The organism is Vibrio cholerae, from assembly GCF_008369605.1.
Classification (GTDB): Bacteria; Pseudomonadota; Gammaproteobacteria; order Enterobacterales; family Vibrionaceae; genus Vibrio; species Vibrio cholerae.
In genome coordinates this window covers 1,959,631-1,984,926 of the sequence record NZ_CP043554.1, presented here as the reverse complement: position 1 = coordinate 1,984,926, position 25,296 = coordinate 1,959,631, and the positions used below count along the sequence as shown (strand labels likewise).

Below are 25,296 nucleotides of genomic sequence, written 5' to 3'. Positions count from 1 at the left end.
GCGTTTGCTTGTGTCCGTTATGGCTTATTGTGATGCCGTAAGGAGCTGATTAAAGGCTCGATCAATGCGTGAATAGTGGAACTGAAAGCCAAGGTCGGTCAGTTTTTTCGGCTTGGCTCTAATGCTATCGAGCAGCAATTCAGAGGCTTCACCCAATAACATTTTTATGAGCCATTGCGGCGTTTTAAAAAGGTGCGGACGCTTCAATGTGGTGGCTAATGTGAGGCTGAATTCGGCATTGGTCACAGGATGTGGGGCACAAAGGTTATAAGGACCTTGAGCGTGTTCGGTTTCAAGCAGAAAAAGGATGGCGCGCACCATATCCTGCATATGGATCCAAGGCATGTATTGTTGCCCATCTCCAATCGGCCCTCCTAACCCGAGTCGATAAGGGGGGAGCATTTTTTTGAGTGCCCCACCTTCCGGTGCTAGCACGATTCCTGTACGTAATAAACAGACCCGCGTCTGTTCAGATTGTGCTTTGAGGGCGCGCTGTTCCCACTGCTGGCAAACTTGGTGAGAAAAATGGTCACTTCTTACCTGAAGGCTTTCATCAAAGGCATGCTGTTGTTGGTCGCCATAAAAACCCACGGCAGATCCACTTAAAAATACGGCGGGTGGGTGAGCGCTAGCGTGAATTTTCTCGACTAATTGTTCCGTGATGTCTAGGCGACTACGGGCAATACGCTGCTTTTGACTTTTGCTCCAGCGTTTATCGGCAATCGGTTCTCCGGCAAGATTGATGATGGCATCTATCCCGTTGAAATCAGAGAGCTCGTCTAACGAGCGCAGTAATTGAAGATTCTGACTTGGAATGTGCGCAAAGCGCTGAGCGGCTTTGGTTAGGTCACGCGTGAGAACCAGCAGCTCATGACTACTGAGCAACTTTATCAGCTCAAAACCGACAAATCCGGTTCCTCCCGTAATTAAAATTCTCATGGTGACTCCTTGTGTGAAGCGGGTTCGGTGATTCGAACTATACCTTTTCTACTTGAAGTTGCCGCGGTGCAGGCTACGCTTGCTCACCCAATCACATAGTTTATCTATGCTGATGGTGATTTCTCACTTGCCGCCTACCTGCAACTCCAAGTCGTTTGGGTATAACGCAGTATTGAAATAGTGAAGAGTGAAAGGGGGCTTTGTCAAATCTGGCTCATGGGTTATGCGGGCATCTACCCGTTTATCCTGCTCAATTTGAAGCGGTATCGGTTCCTTATTTAAGATCGTAGTGCTGTTGGCTAGGTTTATTCATCCTAAGATAGAGTTTGTTTACGGTGAGTTGGGTGACAAAACAACGGTGCACGGTAGAAAAGAAAGCCTTACAATTACGCAGTGTATTTTAAGAGGTTAACCATGAAACTATTTTTTGTCTCAGATCTGCATGGTTCTTTACCTGCGACCGAACAAGCACTTGCGCTTTATCAAGCATCGGGGGCGCAATCTCTGATTTTATTGGGCGATGTATTAAATCACGGGCCACGTAATCCTATCCCGCAAGGGTACAACCCCGTAGCCGTCGCTGAAAAATTGAATCAGTTTGCTCAGCAGATCATTGCTGTGCGTGGGAACTGTGATAGTGAGGTCGATCAGATGCTGTTGAGTTTTCCTATGATGAGTGACTCAGCATGGGTACTGTTAAGTTCAGGGCGACGCTTATTTTTAACTCATGGGCATCTTTACCATAAAGATAAGCTGCCGCCGCTTAGCGATGGGGATGTTTTGGTGCATGGCCACACGCACATTCCTGTGGCCGAACAAGTTGGCTCAATATACCTAGTTAACCCGGGTTCTATGACGTTTCCCCGCGGTGATTATGCCGCGAGCTATGGCGTGTTGGAAGGCGATACAATGAAGGTGATATCGGTTGCTGGCGAAACGCTGGCCAGTTGCCTCCTTCAATAAATCTAAAGTTCGACATCCCCTTGCGACTTGAAGCTGAGCGATGTTGGCCGTATTTTATTCCGAGTCGTTTGGGAATCGCTTAACTTTGCGTAGAAGAGGAGCGATCAACATGCCCAAGATCGCGCTCAGGATCAATTAAATCACGTACTCTTTGCTTCAGCACTTTGGCTTCTGGAAATCCCCCTTCCTGTTTACGTTCCCAAATCTGCACGCCATTACAAAAAATCTCGAAGCGTCCGCCCGTATCGGGGTGCAGGGCGACATACTCAATCTCTTCGCTGAAGGTATGCAGTAGCTCCTGACTCAGCCATGCAGACCGCAGCATCCAATTGCATTGGCGGCAGTAATAAATCTCGATTTGGGCTTTGTTCATGGTGACGTCCTTGTTATGTCCTATTCTACGTTCAGTCAGGTTAAGAATTACTGAACAGTACGGTAGAACCATGACTTAAACTGGTAAAGAGAATGGTTCTTTCGTTAACAATGTCGACTCGACGACTTTGTTGCGCATCCATCTTGAACAGTTGAGTAATCAGCTGCAATTGCTCGTCAGTAAAGTCTTTGCTTTGGTTGGACGAAATATCTTTAAACTCGACTGGCGTAACCAAAAGGTAATTATCGCTGATATCCCATTCACCAAATTCGGAGATATTAATAACGCTTTCTGCACTATTGTCATCGGAAAATAGCTTTACGATTGAAACCCGCAAATAAGTGCCATTAGGCAGATATTTCACATTGGAAGTGACGTCTACCCGACTGAGTGGCCCTATAGCCGGACTGTTGCTGTTGGTCTTAATCAGAGAGACCATTTTGGACTGCCATTCTCGAGAGGTTAACACTTGCTCAAGTTTGAAGTCACTCCCCCAATATAACCAGCTACTGAGCAGCAGAGAGAGCAGAAGAATACCCATGGCGATGTGTCTATTTTGCATAGCAAGATCCTACTCACACACTTTGATGGCATCTTTGGGGTTAGCAACGATGCGTAAGGTTATGTTTTCCCCTGAAACTTCAGGGCTGTGAATGTAATTCAACGTTAACTGGTTATTTTGTCCACCCGTGGCAATCACTTCTATCGGCTTGAGCCCACCAGTATGCTTTTCATTGTATTTTTTAACGCACAGTTCGATTGACGGTAGCCAATTTGAAAGATCAGGGTGGTTATTCGGCATATTGACGGCTACGCCATCGACAACCGTTAGGGGTTTAAAGCTGGATTGGCTCGGGTTAGTGAGCAGTAATACTGCGAGGGGAAGTAAGACCGCTATCAGAATAAGCAGTCGATTCCCCAAGTTTGGAGCCGATTTATTCGCCACGACATTGGCTGGCTGCGGTGTGTTCACTACAGTGGCTGATGAAGGCACACTGCTTGACTCTGCGTATTCATTGACAGATTCCGGTTGAGAGATGTCATGAGCAGCTTCGCTTTCGCGAGCCATCTCTTCTTCAACCGTTTCCACTCGGGCGATCAATTGGTAACCGCGTTTCGGAACCGTTTTGACGTATTGTGGGGACTTTGTCGAATCTTTGAGCATTTTGCGCAGAGTCGAAATGGCTTGGGTTAAGCTGGAATCATCGACTTCAAAACCTTGCTCTCGCCAAACAAAGTCATGCAAATCATTGCGAGAAATCACCTCGTTTGGACGTTGGGCCAGTAGCCAAAGAATTCGGCTTTCGTTGCTGCCTAATCGAATGATCTCTTCACTATCTTCTTTGTCAATCAGAGTATTGCTTAGGGGATCGAAGGTAAATTTTTCAGCAAGAATGAATTTAGTACCAATATGACTCATCGATATCTCTTTTGAGTTGTGTCCTAATCCGAACATCTAATGTCCCAGCATCTCCCTGTCCCAACACTCAGACTTTACTGGTTTTTTTATCTTCTTTGATAAAAATGCAGACTTAGAATAATCCAATCTTGATCAAAAAACAGTGTTTTTATGAGTTTTGACCTTGAATTTACATTTTTTGTCCATATCTCACTTGCACATCAAGGTAATTCCATTGAGTCTCAATGGATCAATTGTTTGAAACAGAAGTAAACGGAGCGATTATGAGCGAGACTGCAACCACTAATAAAGAAACGCGTGGTTTTCAATCGGAAGTTAAACAACTGCTGCACCTGATGATTCACTCTTTGTACTCCAACAAAGAAATTTTCCTGCGTGAGTTGATTTCTAACGCCTCCGATGCCGTTGATAAGTTGCGTTTTCAAGCACTTTCTCATCCTGAACTCTATCAGGGCGACGCTGAATTAGGCGTAAAACTCTCTTTTGATAAAGACAAAAATACGTTGACCATTTCGGATAACGGGATCGGTATGACCCGTGATGAAGTCATCGAAAACTTAGGTACGATTGCTAAATCGGGTACGGCTGAATTCTTCTCAAAACTTTCTCAAGAGCAGTCTAAAAACTCGCAGCTCATTGGTCAGTTTGGGGTGGGTTTTTACTCGGCTTTCATCGTGGCGGATGCGGTGACGGTGCGGACTCGCGCTGCAGGTAGTGCACCAGCAGATGCAGTACAGTGGTACTCAAAAGGTGAGGGCGAGTACACGGTTGAAACTATCAATAAAGAGTCTCGTGGTACCGACATCATTTTGCATCTGCGTGAAGAAGGTAAAGAGTTTTTGTCCGAATGGCGTTTGCGCGATGTGATTTCCAAATACTCTGATCACATCGGTATTCCTGTCTATATCCAAACCTCAGTGATGGATGAAGAAGGGAAAGCGACAGAAGAAACCAAATGGGAGCAGATCAACAAGGCTCAAGCTCTGTGGACGCGTGCTAAATCGGAAGTTACCGATGAGGAATATAAAGAGTTCTACAAGCATGTATCACACGATTTTGCTGATCCACTCGTGTGGAGTCATAACAAAGTCGAAGGTAAAAATGACTACACCAGCTTACTTTACATTCCTGCGAAAGCGCCTTGGGATCTGTTCAATCGTGAACATAAGCATGGTTTAAAACTGTATGTGCAACGCGTCTTTATTATGGATGATGCGGCGCAATTCATGCCTTCTTACCTCAGATTCGTACGTGGTTTGATTGATTCAAACGATCTGCCGCTCAACGTATCGCGTGAAATTCTGCAAGATAACAAGATCACTCAGTCACTGCGCCAAGCTTGTACTAAGCGCGTATTGACCATGCTTGAGCGCATGGCGAGCAATGATTCTGACAATTACCAGAAATTCTGGAAAGAGTTTGGCTTGGTGATGAAAGAAGGTCCGGCAGAAGATTTTGCGAACCGCGAGAAAATCGCTAGCTTGCTGCGTTTTGCCTCTACTCATGTCGATTCGGCAGAGCAAACCATCAGCCTTGCTTCTTATGTCGAGCGCATGAAAGAAGGTCAAGACAAGATCTACTATCTGACGGCAGACAGCTATACCGCTGCGAAAAACAGCCCACACTTGGAGCAGTTTAAGTCAAAAGGGATTGAAGTCATTCTGATGTTTGATCGCATTGACGAATGGTTGATGAATTATTTGCCAGAGTTTGAGGGTAAAGCGTTCCAGTCCATCACCAAAGCAGGCTTGGATCTCAGCCAGTTCGAAGATGAAGCCGAAAAAGAGAAACATAAAGAGACGGAAGAGCAATTTAAGTCTGTGGTTGAACGCCTCAAAGGCTATTTAGGTAGCCGAGTGAAAGAGGTTCGTACCACATTCAAACTGGCTAACACACCAGCAGTCGTGGTGACCGATGATTATGAAATGGGTACCCAAATGGCAAAACTATTGGCTGCAGCTGGCCAGCCTGTGCCTGAAGTGAAGTACATCCTTGAAGTTAACCCTGAACATGCTTTGGTAAAACGCATGGCTGATGAAGCGGATGAGCAAACTTTTGGCCGTTGGGCGGAAGTGCTACTGGGTCAAGCTATGCTTGCCGAACGTGGCTCGATGGAAGATCCATCACAATTCTTAAGTGCGGTGAACCAACTGCTTGCACCTAGCCACTAATTCCTTATCGTATCTCAAGCCCGCTTCGGCGGGCTTTTTTCTGCCTTTAAGTTATCGAAGGACGGATTAGTGACTAAACAGGTGAATGGCTGTTTTGCGTCAGTATCATGAGGTCTATCTCAATTTTACCCATCACATTCTTTAGTCTTAGAGCGGTATGCCAAACGATTTCTGTGATAGAATGCGGCACTTGAATGTGGTCATTAACGCGTGTATTTTTGCACGCCAGCTCGCTGTGCGGGCTGTTCTGTCTGTTATACCGAAACTTACCGTGAGTATTGGCAAGCGCTGTGAGCTTCGGTATAAAAATCAATTAGTATGAGGATAAAACATGCGCATCATTCTTCTCGGTGCTCCGGGTGCAGGTAAAGGCACACAAGCTCAATTCATCATGGAAAAATTTGGTATTCCACAAATTTCTACTGGTGACATGCTGCGTGCAGCCATTAAGGCGGGCACTGAGCTCGGTAAGCAAGCGAAAGCGGTAATCGATGCAGGACAATTGGTATCGGATGACATCATTTTAGGCCTTATCAAAGAGCGCATTGCTCAGGCTGACTGTGAGAAAGGTTTCCTGCTAGATGGTTTCCCACGCACGATTCCACAAGCCGATGGCCTAAAAGCGATGGGTATCAATGTTGACTATGTGATTGAATTTGACGTAGCGGATGATGTGATTGTTGAGCGTATGGCGGGTCGTCGTGCTCATCTACCTTCAGGCCGTACGTACCACGTAGTGTACAATCCACCTAAAGTTGAAGGTAAAGATGACGTAACGGGTGAAGACCTGGTGATCCGTGAAGATGACAAAGAAGAAACCGTACGTGCGCGTCTGAATGTTTACCACACCCAAACTGCGCCGCTTATCGAATACTACGGTAAAGAAGCGGCTGCAGGTAAAACTCAATACCTGAAGTTTGACGGCACTAAGCAAGTGAGCGAAGTGAGTGCTGATATTGCTAAAGCGTTGGCTTAATCATTATTGTGATGTGCTGATTGCATTGATAGGTGAAATAAAGCGGCAGTAAAGCCGCTTTTTTTATAAACTTTTTACCAGAAAGAGACGTAATAACGTATTCAACAGTGCATTTTGAAGGAAGCCATGAATAATCATAAAAAACTTGGCATTTTGCTTGCCAACTTAGGTACTCCGCAAGCGCCAACCTCTCAAGCGGTAAAAGCGTTTTTGAGCCAATTTCTGCATGATCAGCGAGTGGTAGACATGAGTCGCTGGCTATGGTGCCCACTTTTACATGGTATTATCTTGCCAACGCGATCGCCTAAGGTGGCTAAGCTGTATCAATCAATCTGGATGGATGAGGGGTCGCCTTTGATGGTCTACTCTCGACGTCAACGCGATAAATTGGCAGAGCTTAGCCAACGGCCTGTTGAGCTAGGGATGACCTACGGAGAGCCGAGTTTATTGGAGGGTGTACGCAAGTTGCAGCAACAAGGTGTTGAACAGATAGTGGTGCTGCCGCTTTATCCGCAATATTCCGCGACGACAACGGCGGCGGTGTTTGATGGTCTCGCCAAAGCGTTGCGTCAGTTACCTGTTGTCCCTGAATTGCACTTTATTCGTGATTATCATGACCATCCACTCTATATCCAAGCCCTCGCGGAAAGCGTTCGTGCTTCATGGCAACAAAATGGACAAGGTGATCTGTTACTCTGCTCTTACCATGGTATTCCCAAACGTTATGCGCAAAATGGCGATATCTACCCAGAGCATTGCCAAAAAACCACAGAGTTACTGGCCCAAGCATTAGGATTGCCTCAAGATAAAGTCATGATGACTTACCAATCTCAGTTTGGTAAGGAAGAGTGGCTGCAGCCATACACGGACAAGACGATGGAAGCGCTTCCTCGCCAAGGCATTAAAAAGCTTGATGTTATTTGCCCTGCCTTTTCAGTGGACTGCTTAGAAACGCTGGAAGAAATTGCTGAGCAGAACCAAGAAATCTTTTTGCACAGTGGTGGCGAAGCGTTCCACTATGTCCCCTGTTTGAATGACAGTCAGAGCCACATTGAGCTGATGGCCGCGCTGGTTAAAGCCCATTGTTAAGCTTCAACGTGAGCGAGTCATGCATAAAGCCGCCATACAAAAACAGCGCCTCATTCGGCGCTGTTTTCAGTTTTACGGCGTATTTATGATTCAATCTTTATTGCGTCACCAGCTCTAACGGCTCTGATTCACCCCGGCAGATGCGAGTCAGCTTAGGTGCAATCATGAAGGTGACGATGGCAATTCCGGCAGTCACATAACCAATTTGCGCAAATACCTCACCATAAACATGCAGTGATTCGGTGGCGCCAGACACATTAGCCGGCGTTGAAGTCAGGCTAGCGACCCAACCTGCAATGACCGCGGCAGAGGCCGAAGTGAGGAACCACATACCCATTGCAAAACCCATCATACGTTGTGGTACCAATTGCGCGACCATAGCTAAACCAAGACCAGAGACTAGGAGTTCACCGATGGATTGGAAAGCATAACTTGCGATAAGCCAGTTTGAGCTAATGATGCCTTGTTCGTTAGCAAACAAGGTTCCCCAGCTTAATACTAAGAAGGAGAGCGCACATAAAGCCATCCCGAAAGCGAACTTGAAAGGCATCGCCAATTTATCGCCCAGTTTGCCGTAAGTCGCCGCCAAAATAGGGCTAGCAATCATAATCCAAAACGGATTGAGTGCTTGAAACTGCTCTGGCGCGACATCAAAACCAAAGATATGGTGCTCAACGTTATTGATAGCAAAGAAATTCAGTGAAGTTGGCATTTGGAAATAGAGTACGAAAAACACGACTCCTTGCAGCATCAAGATGAAGGCAACCAGCATTTTGGCGCGTTCAATCCCAGACATAGAGAACGCTTCTTTAAAATAACATCCCAGAATAAACAGGCCCGCAACAACTAAAATAGCGTGTGCTAGGGTGAGGTTTTGTAGTAAGTAGCTACACACTAGGCTGGCAATGATAGAACCCACGGCGACAAGAACCAGATACATTTTGTTCACTGGCATAAGGTCGGCTGGAGAGCCTGTGCCTTTTAACATGCGTAAGCAAAATAGGAAGTTCACCACAGTGATGGCAAGGCCGACTGCACTCACCCCAAATGCCATTCCATAGCCCATCTTGATTGCTACGAGTGGAGTAATGATCATTGAGAAGAAAGAGCCTAAATTGATCGCCATGTAGTACATGGTGAAAGCACCATCTAAGCGAGGATCATTCTCTGGGTAAATTTTTGCAAGTAGACTCGAAGGGTTTGCTTTGAACAAGCCGTTACCAACCGTAATAAAGCCCATCGCGATGTAGATTAACGTTGGCCCAACAAGCGGATGATCTGCGGTGGAGAGTCCAAGCAGAACATAACCGACCATCATGACAATCGCGCCGAGAGTAATAGCACGTTTTGTTCCAATGACTTTATCGCCGATCCAACCGCCAATTGCGACAAAGCCGTACACTAACGCTGAAAAGGCACCGAAGAGTACGAAAGAAGCGGACTCATCCATGCCCATAATTTTGACCATGTAAACCGTCAGAATGGCTTGCATACCGTAGAAGCCAAATCGTTCCCAAAATTCGATAGAGAAGATCAAATAGAAGGCATTCGGTTGTTTAAAGATATTAAGGTTGGACATAAGCATTCCTGTATCATTGTGCAGTGCAATGGTTGAAGTCTGTCGTGAAGCTCCAACCGTCAAACATTATATTTATTCAACTCATCCATGAGAGTTTTTTATTCGGCTGATACCTATACATTCAAAATAAATGATGAGCAATACAGGTTTTCTCAGGATTCAGTTGTAAATAAATGTAACTCAATGAAAATTAATAAAACTTCCTAGAAATGAATCGTGATTTTTGTTGCGTAAACTAATTTTTCATAAAAAGGACTTGTCATCAAACTTGGGCGTGAATGCTCCATTTGATGGGTTTTTTGAATCTATCGATATGATTAATTTGTATTTTTTATTGTTTTGGTAGGTGATTTCTTACTGGATGTTTGCTTGGAAAATGCACAGATTAAGCTAATTTATGCATTTAAATCAGGTGCGGGGGACTCAACGCTTTTTACAAGAGTGCATTTCATATTTGCTCTGTGGGTGTGGTAGCATGCCGAAAAAGGTTGGCATAACAGAATATAAATGAAACGTTGGTATCTACTTTACTGCAAACGAGGCGAGCAGCAGCGCGCGAAGATGCACTTAGAAAATCAAAGTGTTGAATGCTTCTACCCCGAAGTGTGCGTTGAAAAAATTCTACGTGGTAAGCGGCAAATGGTTCAGGAGCCGTTATTCCCTTCTTATATGTTTGTGCGTTTCGATTTCGAAAATGGACCTTCATTTACGACCGTACGTTCTACGCGTGGTGTCGTAGATTTTGTCCGCTTGGGGCCTCATCCACGTGAACTGCAAGGCGATTTGATTTATCAATTGAAACAGCTTGATTGTGAGCAATTGAAGCACACCACCAAACAATTGCCAGAAAAAGGGCAAACCGTTCGAGTCGCAAGAGGTCAGTTTGCGGGCATTGAAGCGATTTATTTAGAGCCGGATGGTGATACTCGCTCGATCATGCTGGTGAAGATGATCAGTCAGCAAGTACCAATGAGTATTGAAAATACCGATTGGGAAGTCACCTAATCTTATCTTTACCGTCTTGATTTTTCTGTTGATGAATCATCGGGTGATGAAGGAATTAAAAAGCCAGAATGAGTCATCACTCTGGCTTTTTTAATCACTATACTCGCCCTACTTGAAGCAGCAGCGCTGCTGGCTAGAACTTCAAGTCTTAGTAGGCTTGTTTGTGGACGGCTTTCACCGCGCGGCCTGATGGGTCAATACAGTTTTTGAATGACTCATCCCACTCAATCGCTTTGGCTGAAGAGCAAGCGACGGAAGGGCCTCCCGGTACGCAGCGTGCCGCAGATTCAAGTGGGAATAGTTCCTCAAAAATTTCCCGGTACACATAACCTTCTTTGGTGGTTGGAGTATTGTATGGGAAACGGAATTTCGCAGTTTCCATTTGTTGATCACTGATCTTCGCTTCTGCGGTAGCTTTTAGCGTATCGATCCAGCCATAACCTACGCCATCAGAAAACTGCTCCTTTTGACGCCATGCAATCGACTCGGGCAGATAGTGCTCAAAGCACTCACGCAGGATGTGTTTTTCCATTTTGCCATTACCACACATTTTATCGGCTGGGTTGAGGCGCATCGCAACATCAATAAATTCTTTATCTAGGAAAGGCACACGACCTTCTACCCCCCATGCTGCCAGCGATTTGTTGGCACGCGCACAGTCAAATAAGTTCAACGCCAGCAGTTTGCGTACGGTTTCCTCGTGAAACTCTTTAGCGTTTGGCGCTTTATGGAAGTAGAGATAGCCACCGAAAATTTCGTCTGCTCCTTCACCAGAAAGCACCATTTTGATGCCCATGGCTTTGATTTTACGCCCCATCAAAAACATGGGAGTAGAAGCACGAATCGTAGTGACATCATAAGTTTCGATGTGGTAAATCACATCACGAATCGCATCAAGTCCCTCTTGAATGGTGTAAGTCATTTCGTGGTGCACGGTACCAATTTTCTCTGCAACCTCACGAGCGGCTTTAAGATCTGGAGCTCCCTCTAAGCCGATCGCAAAAGAGTGAAGTTGTGGCCACCATGCCGCACTTTTCTCATCATCTTCAATACGCATTGCGGCAAAACGCTTCGCAATCGCAGAGGTAATCGATGAATCCAGGCCACCAGATAGCAGTACGCCATAAGGAACATCTGTCATCAGTTGGCGTTTCACGGCAGCTTCTAAGGCTTGAGTTAACTCCTCTTTGCTGCTGACGTTATCTTTTACTTCATCAAAACTATTCCAATCACGCACATAGTAGCGTGTCACCGCTTGATCTTTTGAGCTCAAATAACTGCCAGGAGGAAACTCACTCAATGTTTTACACACAGGAACCAGTGCTTTCATCTCTGACGCTACATAGAAGTTACCGTGTTCATCATGACCCTGATAAAGAGGAATGATGCCGATATGGTCGCGTCCAATCAGGTATTCATCTTTCTCTTCATCGTAGAGAACAAAAGCAAAAATACCATTGAGCTCTTCGAGGAGATCAGCTCCTTTATCGCGGTATAGTGCCAAGATAACTTCACAATCAGAATCGGTTTGGAATTCATATTGACCCTTGTAACGTTCACGAATTTCTTTGTGGTTATAGATTTCACCATTCACGGCAAGGATGAGCTTACGATCTGGGCTATAAAGAGGCTGTGCGCCACTATTTAAACCCACGATGGCCAGACGCTCATGGGCCAGAATCGCTTTATCAGAAGCGTAGATACCTGACCAGTCTGGACCGCGATGGCGCAGTTTTTTCGACATTTCGAGGGCGATAGGTCTTAGCGTTGCTGCATCAGTTTTAATGTCTAAGATGCCAAAGATAGAGCACATATGAATTCCTTTTAAATGTTTTTTAATCTGTTGGACTTAATTTGCCATTCTGATTAAAAACTTCAACCCCATGCTGAGTTTTATTTTAAATAAAAAGATTTTGATTGGAAATTTTCTATTTAATCTTCGTGTTGTTTAAATGAGCTTTAAAAAGTGGTGAAAAAAGAAACGATAGGGCGATATTCGCCCTATCTTTTAGCGGCGAGTGAAGTTTGGTTTGAGCTGTTCGCATACATGGCGAGCAAAACCCGTACCCGCTTCACTGTAAATGTTGAATGCTGCGTGAGCACCATGCTCAAGCAAGCTTTCTATCTGATCCGGGTATTCTGCAATGGCTGCGATTTGGCCTTGATAGTGGCGCTTTTGCAGTTGCTCAAGGGCAATTTGGTTAGCTTGATGGTGAGGCATAGCCAGCAGCACCAGCTTGACTTTGCCGGTATCGAAAATGCGTTCCCAAAAATCGGGGTCGGTTGCATCGCCAGAAATCACATTACGGCCTTCTTCACGATGGCTATTGGCCGCCTCTTCACGAATTTCTACCCCAAGGCAGATTTCCCCGTGACGTGAAGTGAGCTCTTCATAGGCGCCGCGGCCGATACGTCCCATACCTAAGATAAGAACTTGCGCTTCTCCAGGATCAATTAGGCGATCCCTGGTGTGTAAGGATTCAGCCGCTTGCTCTTTCAGCCATTTGGCCGAACGTTGATAAATGGCATGTCCTTTACGTTCAATCGGAGCGGCTAAGATAAACGATAAGGGGACGGAAACGGCGAGAGCCACCAGAATGTCACTGTTTATCCAGCCCATTTTGAAAGCAAGTCCACCCACGATCAGGCCAAACTCACTAAAGTTGAATAGGGATAGCGAGGCCAGTAGTGACGTGCGGACACGGAAATGGAACTGGTGGATGACCCAAAAATACAGCACGCCTTTTATTGGTAGCAGTAACAGGAGCAGTAGAGCGAGCATAATTCCTGTGGTAGTCGGGTGAGCAGAAAGCCCGATGTTCAGGAAGAAGCAGACTAAAAACAGCTCTTTGAGATTAAATAGTGCTTTCGATAATTCAGAGGCTTTGTGGTGGCTGGCGAGCATCATCCCTAAGATCAGTGCTCCAAGATCGGGTTTCATTCCGACGAGCTGGAAGGATCCGGCTCCCACAACCAATGCAAAGAAAATCCCAAACAGAACCAACATCTCGCCGTGGCCGACCCAATCCAATAACTCATAAAAGAGCGGACGGAGTAAAGGGAGTACAAATAAGCCTATCGCATACCATTCTGGGAGTTTGCCGGTCGATGCGGTTAAGAACACCACAGCAAAGATATCTTGCATAACCAGAATACCAATGGCTAAGGTGCCATAGGTCGCATTCATTTCCCCTTTTTCTTGCAGCGATTTGACGGCAAATACGGTACTAGAGAAGGATAGGGCAAATCCGATCAAAATGAGTTTATCAAAAGAAAGATCCGCCAGACTATCGAGCCCTAACTGCTTAAAAATGAGTAAGAGAAGCGTAAACAGTGCGGTAGAGAGCAAGTTATGAATGGTTGACCCTGCCCAAATCTCTTTGGCGAGTAAAGTTTTGACTTCCAGTTTTAAACCAATAGTAAAAAGAAGTAGAGTTACCCCTAAGTCGGCGAGCAGAGAAAGGGTGTCATTACTGGTAAATCCGTAGGCATTGAGCGCAAAACCTGCAATCAAAAAACCAACCAGTGGCGGTAAATGGCATTTTAAAGCGATAAAACCTGCTAAAAATGCGGCAGAAAGAAGTATCAAATCCATGAGCTATGTTCTTAATTTAATAATAAAAAAACGGTGGTATAAAAATACCACCGTCATTATAGGTCAATCGGTTGCGTAAGCTTAACTAAAAAGCTCAGTCTTCAAGCAATTTTTGTAACAGAACCCCATTTAACATCGCACGTTTGATCATAGCAAAAGCGCCCATAGTGGGTTGTTTGTAGACTTGTGAAGACACAATCGGCAGATGTTGGTGGAACGTTTTCAGTGACTGATTTTCTACGTTGCGTTGAATCGCGGGGAATACGATCTCTTTGGCGGCGGTGATTTGCCCAGCAATCACGATCTTTTGTGGGTTGAATAGGTTTACGGTAATCGCAATCGCTTTACCCAACTGATTACCTACACGAACCAACGCTTGTTTCGCCAGTTCATCCCCAGCATTTGCGTGCTCACAGACATCATCAATCGTAATCGTATCGAGAGTAGAGAGCGAAGATTCATACCCCTGAGCGATCAGTTTTTTCACACGAGAAGTGATAGCAGGGTTGGTCGCAACGGTTTCTAGACAACCAAAGTTGCCACATTGACATTGCTCACCAAGAGGGTCGATTTGGATGTGGCCAATTTCACCGACGTTGCGGTTATAGCCTAAGAAGACTTGACCGTTAACGATAATCCCTGCACCTGTGCCACGGTGTACACTGACTAGTATGGAGTCTTGGCAATCTTGGCTGGCTCCGAAATAGTGCTCCGCTAAGGCAATACCACGAACGTCGTTACCCACAAAACATTCAACATGGAACTCATCACGAATGGTTGCGCCGAGAGGTAATTCATTGATCGCGACATTAGGCATGTACTCAACAACACCTGTTTCTGGATTTACCAAACCGGGTAAGGCCACACCAATCGCAATCAACTGATCAATTAATGCGGTGTGTTGTTGAATAAATTGTTTGATCTGTTTAATCAGGCTCGACATCAACACGTCTTGCGTGTTGTAGTGAAATTCATGATGCTCATCAACCAGTGAGTTTCCACCTAGGTCATAGAGGCTGAGTTGAATATAGTCACGTCCGATACGCACGGCAATAGAGTGGAACGGCTTGACTTCTGTGGTCAGCGAAATGGCTCGCCGACCACCTGTAGAAGCTTGTTGCGCGACTTCTTTGATTAATCCACGTTCAAGCAATTGGCGGGTAATCTTGGTAACACTGGCCGGAGCCAGTTGGCTTACATCAGCGACTTGAATCCGACTGATTGGGCCTTGTTGGTCAATCAAGCGGTAAACCGCCGCACTGTTTAGCTGTTTAACTAAATCTACGTTACCAATCTGTCCGCCATTCATTATCAATTCTGCTCGTATTGTCCGTTAACTACCGTCGCTTTTACGTTGAAGTCACGATCAAAAACAGTCAGGTTGGCGATCATACCTTTCTTGATACGACCGAGTTTCTCATCAACACCGATTGCTTTCGCTGGATACAGAGTAGCCATTCGCAGAGCTTCATCTAAAGCGATACCGACATGCTCAACCGTATTTTGAACTGCTTCAATCATTGTTAGGGCTGAACCGCCAAGCGTGCCATTTTCATCAACACATTTGCCATCTCGGTAATATACTTTCTTACCGACAAAAATAAAGTAATCCATTTCAGCGCCTGCAGGAGCTGTGGCATCGGTCACTAATACGAGCTTTTCACCCTTAATTTTGTGGGCAATTCGGATGTTTGCGTAATCAACATGGAAGCCATCGGCGATGATGCCCGCATACACCTCAGGTGTATCATAAATCGCCCCGACCACTCCTGGTTCACGACCTACCATCGGGGTCATTGCATTAAAGAGGTGGGTCGCAAAGGTAATGCCGGATTCAAAGCTTTTACGTGCTTCGCTATAGGTCGCGTTTGTGTGTCCAATCGAAACAACAATCCCAGCTTTAACCAGCTTCTCAATATGTTCAGGCTTATTATTCTCTGGCGCGAGAGTGACTTTGGCGATCACATCACTATTGGCACAAATCGTATCAATCATCGTATCGTCAGAGGGGCGGATGAAGTCAACGCTGTGGATCCCTTTTTTCATGACATTCAGATAAGGCCCTTCTAAATGAAGACCAAGCGATTGATTTGGGTATTTCGCCTGATATTCGCGAGCGGCGGCAATTGCTTGGCGCATGTTCTCATCGGAAGAGGTGATCAGCGTTGGAAGGAAGCTGGTACAGCCCGATTTAAGGTTAGCTTTGTGCATGGTATCAATGGTTTCCGCTGTGATTTCATCATTGAACATCACGCCACCACAGCCATTCAGCTGTAAATCGATAAAACCAGGGCTGAGGTTTGCACCGTTTAGGTCGACCACATTCATCTCAGATGGAAGAGATTCGATAGGGCAAACGGCTTCAATTTTGTCACCGTTGATGATTACCGCATGTTTCACAAGCACATCATTGCCTGTGTAGATTTTGCAGTTCGTTAGCGCATACATAATCAGCTAATCCTCTTGTCGATATTTTTAGATTCATTTTAGCGACTCACCGAGGTTACAGCCAAAGCGCAAGCTGCTTCACTTCAATCAGGTCGCGAATTATCTTTTGTGCAAAAGGCCACAGCAACTGCGGCTAAAAATAAGTCATTGGTCAATCCACTCTTCGCGGTGTTTAACCTAAGGGCATTAAGAGAAATGCACTATGTTAACGAGTGTAACACGGTGACTGTCTGACCAACAAACGCTGTAATATTAGCGTCCAAAAGTTGTTTTTTTACATCATAAAATAAGTTTTATGATCTGGCTAGCAAAATCATTTCGTTCTTAGAACCACGGGTGATTAGGATCACAAATGATGAGGTTTTAATTTGCGGAGCAAAATTAATGTCATAAACTGACCAGGACTAAATTGGGCGACTAAAAAAAGTCTCTCAATACTATACAAAAATCCTATAGGGGGAACTTAAGGTGAATATTCTTGGATATGCGCAAAAGTTAGGTAAAGCATTGATGCTACCTATCGCTACGCTACCTGTAGCGGCGCTCTTACTTCGTTTAGGTCAACCAGACCTGTTAGGCATTCCATTCATGGCTGCAGCGGGCGATGCAATTTTTAGCCAACTGCCACTACTGTTTGGTTTAGGTATTGCCATTGGTTTATCGAAAGATGGATCTGGCGCCGCAGGTCTAGCGGGTGCAGTAGCTTACTTTGTTCTGACTGCAACAGCAAAAACGATTGATGCTTCAATCAACATGTCTTTCTTCGGCGGTATCTTCGCAGGTATCATCGCAGGGCACTCTTACAACGCGTTCCATGCTACACGTCTGCCAGAGTGGCTAGCATTCTTTGCTGGTAAGCGTTTAGTGCCAATTATGGCGGGTCTGTTCGCTCTGGTTGCTGGTGCGCTTTCTGGCGTTATCTGGCCATCAATTCAAGGTGGATTAGATGCGCTGGCGCATGCCGTCTCTACATCAGGTGCTTTAGGCCAATTTGTTTACGGTACTCTGAACCGTGCTCTGATCCCTGTAGGTTTACACCACGTTCTGAACTCTTACTTCTGGTTCGGCATGGGTACCTGTCAAGAGATCCTAGTTTCAGGTGCTCAAGCCGCTGGTCAAGCACTGCCTGCACTCGAAAAATTGTGTGTGGATCCAGCTCTAGCGAAAACCCTAGTTGTGGGTCAAGAGCATACTTTTGCGTTCAAAAATGCAGTAACGCCTGAAATCACAGCTGTGGTAAAAGAAGTGACTGAAGTGGTTAAATCTGGCGACCTACACCGTTTCTTCGGCGGCGATAAGAGCGCAGGGGTATTCATGAACGGCTTCTTCCCTGTCATGATGTTCGGTCTACCAGGTGCTGCACTTGCTATGTACCTAGCCGCTCCAGCTGAGCGTCGTCACCAAGTGGGTGGTGCACTGTTCTCTGTTGCGTTCTGTTCATTCCTAACAGGTATCACTGAGCCTCTAGAGTTCATGTTTGTGTTCCTAGCACCTGCGCTGTATGCAATGCATGCGGTATTTACAGGTCTGTCACTGGTTGTGGCTAACATGTTTGGCACACTGCATGGTTTCGGTTTCTCAGCAGGTCTTATCGACTTCCTGTTGAACTGGGGTCTAGCAACGAAACCTGCAACTCTGTTTGTGATTGGTCTAGCGTTCTTTGCTCTGTACTTCTTTACGTTCACATTCGCCATTCGTGCGTTCAACCTGAAATCTCCAGGTCGTGAAGACGAAGAAGTGGAAACAGAAACAGATTCCGCTGATGCATCTAAAGGTGATTTGGCTCGCCAATACCTGAAAGCACTGGGTGGTCATGAAAACCTGACATCTATCGATGCGTGTATCACACGTCTACGTCTGACTCTGAAAGACCGCTCTGTTGCAGATGAAGCGGTACTGAAGAAACTGGGCGCGAAAGGTGTTGTGAAACTGGGTGAAAATAACCTGCAAGTTATCCTTGGCCCTCTAGCAGAAATCGTCGCGGGTGAGATGAAAGCCATCAGCCCGAAAGAAGATCTTTCTGACGTTAAACTGCCTTAATCGAGTTTAAACCCTAGCCTGAATCAAAGCCTTCGCGAAAGCGAAGGCTTTTTACTTATTTCCCGTTTGATAAGTGGCGATATAAGCATCGAACCGTAGAAATAATCACAAGAAATCCATAGTTTTTATTGTGCCCACCGCAAGAATTGTGGATGATTAGCGGCAATATTTTCTGTTTTCTAGCCTTGATGGTACAAGAAGCAGAAACGCTTTCTGACAATACTAAATGAATTTTGAGGTGCTATAGATGAGTGAAGCTGAGGCTCGTCCATCGAACTTCATCCGCCAAATTATCGATAAAGATCTTGCGGATGGTAAACACACGACCGTGCATACTCGTTTCCCGCCGGAGCCGAATGGCTACCTGCACATCGGTCACGCCAAGTCAATCTGTCTGAATTTCGGTATTGCTCAGGATTATCAAGGGCAGTGCAACCTGCGCTTTGATGATACAAACCCAGAAAAAGAGAACCTTGAATATGTTGAGTCGATCAAAAAAGATGTGACTTGGCTAGGTTTTGATTGGTCAGGTGAGGTGTGTTACTCCTCTGACTATTTTGACAAGTTGTATGAATACGCGATTGAGCTGATTCAAAAAGGCTTGGCGTATGTTGATGAACTGACGCCTGAGCAAATTCGTGAATACCGTGGCACTCTAACTGAGCCTGGTAAGCACAGCCCATACCGCGATCGTAGCGTAGAAGAAAACCTAGCGCTGTTTGAAAAAATGCGTGCGGGTGAATTTGCAGAAGGTCAAGCTTGTCTACGTGCAAAAATCGATATGGCATCGTCTTTTATCGTAATGCGTGATCCTGTTTTGTACCGTGTGCGTTTTGCTGAACACCACCAAACGGGTGACAAGTGGTGCATCTATCCGATGTACGATTTCACACACTGTATTTCTGATGCGCTCGAAGGCATTACGCACTCTATTTGTACTTTGGAATTCCAAGACAACCGCCGTCTGTATGATTGGGTTCTTGATAACATCACGATTCCATGCCATCCACGCCAGTATGAATTCAGCCGCTTAAATCTCGAATATACCGTGATGTCTAAGCGTAAACTGAACCAGCTAGTGACCGAAAAATTGGTCACAGGTTGGGATGATCCACGTATGCCGACCATTTCAGGCCTGCGTCGCCGTGGCTTCACGCCAAGCGCTATTCGTGAATTCTGTAAGCGCATTGGTGTGACTAAGCAAGAAAACATGATTGAATACAGTGCATTAGAGTCTTGTATTCGTGATGATCTTAACGAAAATGCGCCACGTGCGATGGCCGTTCTGGATCCGGTTAAACTGGTGATTGAGAACTTCGCCGCAGGCACAGTGGAAACTTTGACGCTGGCTAACCATCCGAACAAACCTGAGATGGGCGATCGCGAAGTGCCATTTACCCGTGAGTTGTGGATTGAACGCGAAGATTTCCGCGAAGAAGCCAACAAGAAATACAAGCGTTTGGTGTTAGGCAAAGAAGTGCGTCTGCGTGGTGCTTACGTCATCAAAGCTGAGCGCATCGAAAAAGATGAACAAGGTAATATCACCACAATCTTCTGTTCTTACGATCCTGAAACCTTGGGTAAAAACCCAGCCGATGGTCGTAAAGTGAAAGGTGTTATTCACTGGGTATCTGCTGAAAAAGGCGTTCCTGCTGAGTTTCGTCTCTACGAGCGTCTGTTCACTGTACCCAATCCAGGTGCGGCGGATAACTTTGCCGAAACCATTAACCCAGAATCTCTGGTAAAAGTTCAAGGTTATGTTGAGCCAAGCTTAGTGGAAGCAAAACCTGAATTTGGTTATCAGTTTGAGCGTATGGGCTATTTCTGTGCCGATAACAAAGACTCTAGCCCGCAGGCTTTGGTCTTTAACCGCACTGTTGGTTTGCGCGATAGTTTCGCCAAAATTGACGAAGAGTAAGCCGAAAAACGAGAGTAAAATGCAAAGCCAGCCAACGTGCTGGCTTTGTTTTTAGGCGTGGAGAAAGCGGTGTTGCCTCACGCTAGGACTGAAATTTGTGTGAGATTCCTGCGATTATTCCGGTCGTGACACATTTTTTGCCAGCCAGTCTATAGTTTTGCTAGGTGGATCCGATATATTTAACCAATCTCCGTACTTCAAAATTCAAAGCACATACTGAGCCTTTTATGCGTCGATTTTTCCAACGACTCCTGCTGCCAGTGGCAGTAATGGTCGTGACTCAGACTTCTTTCGTCAGTGCAGAAAGCATTCGTCTTGTTGGCCCTGATGGCCAAGTACAACCCACGCCCCAATATAGTGAAAATATTGTTCGCAATTCGGCTAATAATGAACCCGGTCGATTTTTCGGGCCGATCTCAGCCAACCAGACTTTGTGGTCGATAGCCAGCCAGTTACGGCCTTCTTCCAGCGTCACGGTGCAACAAACGTTATTGGCCATTTATCAGCTCAATCCTCAGGCGTTTGAAAATCAGAATATTCACACTCTGATCCCAGGTAGTACTCTACGTGTTCCGTCACTGGCACAAATCAGTCGCAATAGTACTCAAGACGCTGTCAACATCATGGCGTCTCACCAAGCAAAATTAAACCAAACACCCGATACGCCAGTGAGGCCTGTGGCTCCTCCTCGTCCTGCTCCTGTTGCAACGCCAAAAGTAGAAGCGGTCGCGCAAACGCCACCTCAAGTCACCCCTACGACCGCGCCGCAAGAGAAAGCGCCTACTGAGCTCAAGACACCCGCTAAACCCAGCCAATCAACAGATGCTGAAGTGATGGCTCTGGAAGAGAAGAATCACACCTTGCGCTTGATGCTTTCGCAAGTGCAATCGGAAGTCAGCACTCTCAAAGAAGAACTGGGTGATGAGAACCGCATCCGCAGTGAAGTCGAGAGATTGTTGGAAGAAGAACGCCGTAAAGCGGAAGAAGCTTCGCGTCTTGCGCCATCAGCTTTAGATAATTTGCTTTCTAATGGCTGGTTAGTGGCATTGTTAGCGCTAATCCCCGGTCTGCTTATTGCTATCGTAGTGCTTCTGCTGCTTAACCGTCGCTCAAGTGCTCAGCAAGAGAATCCAACGCAAAACAATATCACTTCTGAAATGCCAACCGCGGCGCCTGTCACTTTAGGTCCAGAACAGACGGAAGATATTGGTGATGACCTGCTGTTGGATGATGACCTCTTCAGTACCACCGACGACAAAGAAGAAAATGACGCTGAAAAAGCGTTCTCGGATGAAGATGATGTCTTCGCCGATCTGAACGAAACCGATCTTGATTTCAATCTTGATGGACAGGACAGCGATGATCTGTTTGTAGGAATTGATGATGATGGCGATCTCGATACCGAATTTGATGCTCTAAATGAAAGTGCCAACGGCATTTCTGTTAACGCTGATGATAAAGCGCTCGGACTTGAGGAGATGGAGCGCGCACTAAATGATGTTAGTGAACCAACCGACAACGATGATCTGAATTCTTTTGACTTGGCTGATGAAAATCAAATGTCGGAGGATGACATCGAAGCGCTGTTATCCGGTGATGAAGAGAATGAGCTGCTTAGCGATGGCAAAGTGGATCAATCGCTGCTGGATGACTTACTCGCCAGTGAACTCGACGCATTAGATGATGAACCCGCGATCCAAGATACCGAAACCTTGGATACGCTACTCAATGATGAGCTGGCGTCGCTCAGTGAAGAGGATAATGACGAATTTGATCTCAGCGGTGCAGGCGTAGCGGGTGACCAAGATTTGGATGACCTGTTTGCCTCTATCGAAGAGCAAGCTGACCTTGAGCAACTTGAAGCCAAAGCGATAGATGAAACGGCATTACTTGATGAAATACTCGCTGAACAAGATGCTCCTCTGAGCGAAGAGAGTATCGAGCTTTTAGATGAGTTGTTAGATGATTTTGATAAGCCAGAAAACGATGAGTTTGATGCCCAAACTGCGGATCTTCTTCAACCTGAAGAGCCCATTTTAGATTTAGAGGAAGATAGCACTCAGTTACTCAATGAGGTGTTGGGGGAACCCGTGCCCGAAGAGCTTGCCTCTGGGCTTGAAATTGACCAAAACAGCACTGAGCTTTTGGATGAATTACTGGATGATCTGGACTTGGATGATGAATCCATCGAAGCTACAGAATTCTCAGTGGCACCGGAAAAACTCAGTGTAGAAGATGGTACTGAGCTTTTTGATGAGTTGCTTGAAATTGAGCAGCATCCAGAGCCAGCAGAATCACTCCCGGAGTTGGCAACCGAAGATGAGTTTAATAGCGATACCTTCATTGACGACTTACTCAACTCGGCACCCGCAAAAGATCCGTTACTTGAACCTGTACTCGATGAAAATGAAGCTTTCGCACAAGCGGATGATTTTGATTTCAATCCTGAAATTGAAGGTGGTCTGGAAGACGACTTACCGCAGCCAAGTGCGCTACCCGCCAATGAGTTTGGTACTCCTCAAGATGAGGATTGGGTATTTGATGAGGATGACTCCTCACCAACTTTAGAGGGTAATGCTGAGCTTGAGCTATCTTCGGCTGAGGATGATTTGCCAGAGCAGACTACCGCCACAAATGAAACGGCGGATGAATTACTGGCAGATTTGGCTGCGCAGCCGCAATCAAATACAGTGGATACGTCTGATGATGCGTTAGCCCCTGACGCGCTTTCTCAGTCTGTCGAGGAGTCTCTCACTCTTAACGATTTGGAGCTGCCAGAAGAGAATGATGAGCCTCAATTGGCTGAAGTCACTCCGTCTTCTGCATTCGACGAACAACAAGTTGAGACCGAAATTGAGCCTGAGTCGGAGCCGTTGGCTGCAGAAGCATCTAATGATGAAAGTGACCTTACTGCGCTTAATGAACTCGATTTACCCGAGTACACCGAAGAGGACGCCTTGGCGGATGCGCAGTTAGAGCCCGCCACAGAATCGGAAGTTGAGCCCGAGCTTGAGTTGGCAAGTGAGCCAGTCGAGGAAGAAGCCTTTACCGAGCTTGATGAACTCGATTTGCCTGAGTACACCGAAGAAGATGCCTTGGCGGATGCACAGTTAGAGCCTGCCGTTGAATCGGAAGTTGAGCCCGAGCTGGAGCTGGCAAGCGATCTCGACGAGGAAGAAGCCTTTACCGAGCTTAATGAGCTCGATTTGCCCGAGTACACCGAAGAGGACGCCTTGGCGGATGCGCAGTTAGAGCCTGCCGCAGAATCGGAAGTTGAGCCAGAGCTTGAGCTAGCAAGTGAGCCGGCCGAGGAAGAAGCCTTTACCGAGCTTGATGAACTCGATTTACCCGAGTACACCGAAGAAGATGCCTTGGCAGATGCACAGTTAGAGCCCGCCGCAGAATCGGAAGTTGAGCCAGAGCTTGAGCTGGCAAGCGATCTCGAAGAGGAAGAAGCCTTTACCGAGCTTAATGAGCTCGATTTGCCTGAGTACACCGAAGAAGACGCTTTGGCAGACGCGCAGTTAGAGCCTGCCGCCGAATCGGAAGTTGAGCCAGAGCTTGAGCTGGCAAGCGTTCTCGAAGAGGAAGAAGCCTTTACCGAGCTTGATGAGCTCGATTTGCCTGAGTACACCGAAGAAGATGCCTTGGCAGATGCACAGTTAGAGCCTGCCGCAGAATCGGAAGTTGAACCCGAGCTTGAGCTGGCAAGCGATCTCGAAGAGGAAGAAGTCTTTACCGAGCTTAATGAGCTCGATTTGCCTGAGTACACCGAAGAAGACGCTTTGGCGGATGCGCAGTTAGAGCCTGTTGCAGAATCGGAAGTTGAACCCGAGCTTGATCTGGCAAGCGATCTCGAAGAGGAAGAAGCCTTTACCGAGCTTGATGAGCTCGATTTGCCTGAGTACACCGAAGAAGATGCCTTGGCGGATGCGCAGTTAGAGCCTGCCGTTGAATCAGAAGTTGAGCCAGAGCTCGGTGATGAGACAGAAACGCTAGCACAAGAGACAGAAAGTGATGCGCTGGTTGCCGATGAGGATTTACTGGCCAGTGTTGAAAGCGCAGTAGACGAGGTTCAGCCTGAACTTTTGGACGCGACTCAAGATGTGCCACCGACACAATCTTTGGCTAACAAGGCATTTGATGAAGAAGCGCTGCACGATTGGCTGAGTGATAATCCCGATGGTGAAAAACCGTTTAGCTTTGATCGTCCACTTGATGCTAAAACGATTGATAGCGCGGGCATGGATATTGATGCCATGTTGCAAATGGGCGGCGAAGACTGGAATGGTTTCCACCTAACCCCAGATCAGCAAGCGCAGTTGCCGGATGATGTACCTGAGGATGAGCAAGCGATTTGGGCGAGTGAAACACCAGAGCCGCAAGCGAAGCCTGAAAACTGGGGATCGCAAGAGGATTTGCTGGATTTCGACCCACAGCGTGACGGCTACATGACCATCGACGAGCTCATGGCACAGGTAGAATCGGAAGAGCAAGGCTTAAACCCTGATGAAGAGGAGCTTAAGCTTGATGTGGGTCTGGATGAGTTCCCTGATGTGATTGGCGATATTCGAGATATTGATGTGGATAGTGGTGCGGAAGCAGCAGGTAAGCTGGATTTGGCCAAAATCTACATTGAAATGAACGATGAGAAAGGGGCGATTAAACTGCTCGAAGAGGCGATTGTTGACGGCGATGATGAGATTCGCCAACAAGCTAAACGGCTGATCGATGTGCTGAATGGGCGAGTGTAGCTCCCTCTGATTCTTTCGACACTTTA

Annotated in this window: 18 protein-coding genes; 8 read left to right on the top strand and 10 right to left on the bottom strand. The window is 46.3% G+C overall.

Annotated elements, in window-relative coordinates; all coding sequences use genetic code 11:
• Positions 1-24 precede the first annotated feature (24 nt).
• Positions 25-939, bottom strand: a complete 915-nt coding sequence (locus tag F0316_RS09195) for a TIGR01777 family oxidoreductase (RefSeq protein WP_001221396.1) — start codon at positions 937-939, stop codon at positions 25-27.
• 414 nt (positions 940-1,353) lie between these two features.
• Between F0316_RS09195 and yfcE the strand changes: the two genes are divergently transcribed.
• On the top strand, positions 1,354-1,902 hold the full coding sequence (gene yfcE / locus F0316_RS09190) for a phosphodiesterase (protein ID WP_000765084.1): 549 nt from the start codon (positions 1,354-1,356) through the stop codon (positions 1,900-1,902).
• 79 nt (positions 1,903-1,981) lie between these two features.
• On the opposite strand, the gene F0316_RS09185 is transcribed toward yfcE, so the two are convergent.
• Genes F0316_RS09185 through F0316_RS09175 form a run of 3 tightly spaced genes read right to left on the bottom strand, consistent with a single transcriptional unit; the run spans position 1,982 to position 3,695 of the window.
• Entirely contained in the window at positions 1,982-2,275 is a 294-nt protein-coding gene (locus F0316_RS09185) for a SelT/SelW/SelH family protein (protein ID WP_001030452.1), read from the bottom strand.
• A 40-nt stretch (positions 2,276-2,315) separates the two neighbouring features.
• A complete protein-coding gene (gene toxS, locus F0316_RS09180; protein ID WP_001181147.1) occupies positions 2,316-2,837 on the bottom strand; it encodes a transmembrane regulator ToxS in 522 nt (173 codons plus the stop codon).
• A gap of 9 nt (positions 2,838-2,846) precedes the next feature.
• A complete protein-coding gene (locus tag F0316_RS09175) occupies positions 2,847-3,695 on the bottom strand; it encodes a winged helix-turn-helix domain-containing protein (protein ID WP_000018134.1) in 849 nt (282 codons plus the stop codon).
• 263 nt (positions 3,696-3,958) lie between these two features.
• Here F0316_RS09175 and htpG point away from each other — a divergent pair, with 263 nt between their 5' ends.
• From htpG to hemH, 3 genes are all read left to right on the top strand, one after another.
• Positions 3,959-5,866: a molecular chaperone HtpG gene (gene htpG / locus F0316_RS09170; protein ID WP_046127344.1), complete on the top strand. Its 1,908-nt coding sequence runs from the start codon at positions 3,959-3,961 to the stop codon at positions 5,864-5,866.
• A 331-nt stretch (positions 5,867-6,197) separates the two neighbouring features.
• Positions 6,198-6,842, top strand: coding sequence for an adenylate kinase (adk, locus tag F0316_RS09165; RefSeq protein ID WP_001220218.1), 645 nt, complete (start codon positions 6,198-6,200; stop codon positions 6,840-6,842).
• A 126-nt stretch (positions 6,843-6,968) separates the two neighbouring features.
• Positions 6,969-7,931: a ferrochelatase gene (hemH, locus tag F0316_RS09160; RefSeq protein ID WP_032482133.1), complete on the top strand. Its 963-nt coding sequence runs from the start codon at positions 6,969-6,971 to the stop codon at positions 7,929-7,931.
• 97 nt (positions 7,932-8,028) lie between these two features.
• On the opposite strand, the gene dtpA is transcribed toward hemH, so the two are convergent.
• Positions 8,029-9,510 carry a dipeptide/tripeptide permease DtpA gene (gene dtpA / locus F0316_RS09155; RefSeq protein WP_172626006.1) on the bottom strand — a complete coding sequence of 494 codons (1,482 nt, stop codon included), beginning with the start codon at positions 9,508-9,510 and terminating at the stop codon, positions 8,029-8,031.
• Between the two features lie 507 nt (positions 9,511-10,017).
• On the opposite strand from dtpA, the gene rfaH reads away from it, so the two are divergent.
• A complete protein-coding gene (rfaH, locus tag F0316_RS09150; protein WP_000833006.1) occupies positions 10,018-10,515 on the top strand; it encodes a transcription/translation regulatory transformer protein RfaH in 498 nt (165 codons plus the stop codon).
• Between the two features lie 148 nt (positions 10,516-10,663).
• On the opposite strand, the gene asnB is transcribed toward rfaH, so the two are convergent.
• The 4 genes from asnB to nagA form a co-directional block, all read right to left on the bottom strand.
• On the bottom strand, positions 10,664-12,328 hold the full coding sequence (gene asnB, locus F0316_RS09145) for an asparagine synthase B (protein WP_000337015.1): 1,665 nt from the start codon (positions 12,326-12,328) through the stop codon (positions 10,664-10,666).
• Positions 12,329-12,523: 195 nt separating this feature from the next.
• Entirely contained in the window at positions 12,524-14,110 is a 1,587-nt protein-coding gene (locus tag F0316_RS09140; RefSeq protein WP_000364240.1) for a cation:proton antiporter, read from the bottom strand.
• Between the two features lie 94 nt (positions 14,111-14,204).
• The gene (gene nagC / locus F0316_RS09135; RefSeq protein ID WP_001013118.1) at positions 14,205-15,419 is read right to left on the bottom strand and encodes a DNA-binding transcriptional regulator NagC; all 1,215 of its coding nucleotides are present in this window, start codon (positions 15,417-15,419) and stop codon (positions 14,205-14,207) included.
• Between the two features lie 2 nt (positions 15,420-15,421).
• Positions 15,422-16,558, bottom strand: coding sequence for an N-acetylglucosamine-6-phosphate deacetylase (gene nagA, locus F0316_RS09130; protein WP_000271133.1), 1,137 nt, complete (start codon positions 16,556-16,558; stop codon positions 15,422-15,424).
• A gap of 468 nt (positions 16,559-17,026) precedes the next feature.
• On the opposite strand from nagA, the gene nagE reads away from it, so the two are divergent.
• Entirely contained in the window at positions 17,027-18,598 is a 1,572-nt protein-coding gene (gene nagE, locus F0316_RS09125; protein WP_001023169.1) for an N-acetylglucosamine-specific PTS transporter subunit IIBC, read from the top strand.
• Between the two features lie 247 nt (positions 18,599-18,845).
• Positions 18,846-20,516 carry a glutamine--tRNA ligase gene (gene glnS / locus F0316_RS09120; protein WP_001287115.1) on the top strand — a complete coding sequence of 557 codons (1,671 nt, stop codon included), beginning with the start codon at positions 18,846-18,848 and terminating at the stop codon, positions 20,514-20,516.
• A 280-nt stretch (positions 20,517-20,796) separates the two neighbouring features.
• Here the strand turns inward: glnS and F0316_RS19995 are convergent, their stop codons facing one another.
• Positions 20,797-21,015: a hypothetical protein gene (locus F0316_RS19995; RefSeq protein WP_230612183.1), complete on the bottom strand. Its 219-nt coding sequence runs from the start codon at positions 21,013-21,015 to the stop codon at positions 20,797-20,799.
• Between F0316_RS19995 and F0316_RS09115 the strand changes: the two genes are divergently transcribed.
• The gene (locus tag F0316_RS09115; protein WP_233447417.1) at positions 20,993-25,270 is read left to right on the top strand and encodes a FimV/HubP family polar landmark protein; all 4,278 of its coding nucleotides are present in this window, start codon (positions 20,993-20,995) and stop codon (positions 25,268-25,270) included. The genes F0316_RS19995 and F0316_RS09115 overlap by 23 nt on opposite strands.
• Positions 25,271-25,296 lie beyond the last annotated feature (26 nt).

Excerpts from the sequence above, each read along its gene's own strand:
- F0316_RS09195 (WP_001221396.1), bottom strand. The coding sequence starts at position 939 with ATGAGAATTTTAATTACGGGAGGAACCGGATTTGTCGGTTTTGAGCTG.
- yfcE (WP_000765084.1), top strand. The coding sequence starts at position 1,354 with ATGAAACTATTTTTTGTCTCAGATCTGCATGGTTCTTTACCTGCGACC.
- F0316_RS09185 (WP_001030452.1), bottom strand. The coding sequence starts at position 2,275 with ATGAACAAAGCCCAAATCGAGATTTATTACTGCCGCCAATGCAATTGG.
- toxS (WP_001181147.1), bottom strand. The coding sequence starts at position 2,837 with ATGCAAAATAGACACATCGCCATGGGTATTCTTCTGCTCTCTCTGCTG.
- F0316_RS09175 (WP_000018134.1), bottom strand. The coding sequence starts at position 3,695 with ATGAGTCATATTGGTACTAAATTCATTCTTGCTGAAAAATTTACCTTC.
- htpG (WP_046127344.1), top strand. The coding sequence starts at position 3,959 with ATGAGCGAGACTGCAACCACTAATAAAGAAACGCGTGGTTTTCAATCG.
- adk (WP_001220218.1), top strand. The coding sequence starts at position 6,198 with ATGCGCATCATTCTTCTCGGTGCTCCGGGTGCAGGTAAAGGCACACAA.
- hemH (WP_032482133.1), top strand. The coding sequence starts at position 6,969 with ATGAATAATCATAAAAAACTTGGCATTTTGCTTGCCAACTTAGGTACT.
- dtpA (WP_172626006.1), bottom strand. The coding sequence starts at position 9,510 with ATGTCCAACCTTAATATCTTTAAACAACCGAATGCCTTCTATTTGATC.
- rfaH (WP_000833006.1), top strand. The coding sequence starts at position 10,018 with ATGAAACGTTGGTATCTACTTTACTGCAAACGAGGCGAGCAGCAGCGC.
- asnB (WP_000337015.1), bottom strand. The coding sequence starts at position 12,328 with ATGTGCTCTATCTTTGGCATCTTAGACATTAAAACTGATGCAGCAACG.
- F0316_RS09140 (WP_000364240.1), bottom strand. The coding sequence starts at position 14,110 with ATGGATTTGATACTTCTTTCTGCCGCATTTTTAGCAGGTTTTATCGCT.
- nagC (WP_001013118.1), bottom strand. The coding sequence starts at position 15,419 with ATGAATGGCGGACAGATTGGTAACGTAGATTTAGTTAAACAGCTAAAC.
- nagA (WP_000271133.1), bottom strand. The coding sequence starts at position 16,558 with ATGTATGCGCTAACGAACTGCAAAATCTACACAGGCAATGATGTGCTT.
- glnS (WP_001287115.1), top strand. The coding sequence starts at position 18,846 with ATGAGTGAAGCTGAGGCTCGTCCATCGAACTTCATCCGCCAAATTATC.
- F0316_RS19995 (WP_230612183.1), bottom strand. The coding sequence starts at position 21,015 with ATGGCCAATAACGTTTGTTGCACCGTGACGCTGGAAGAAGGCCGTAAC.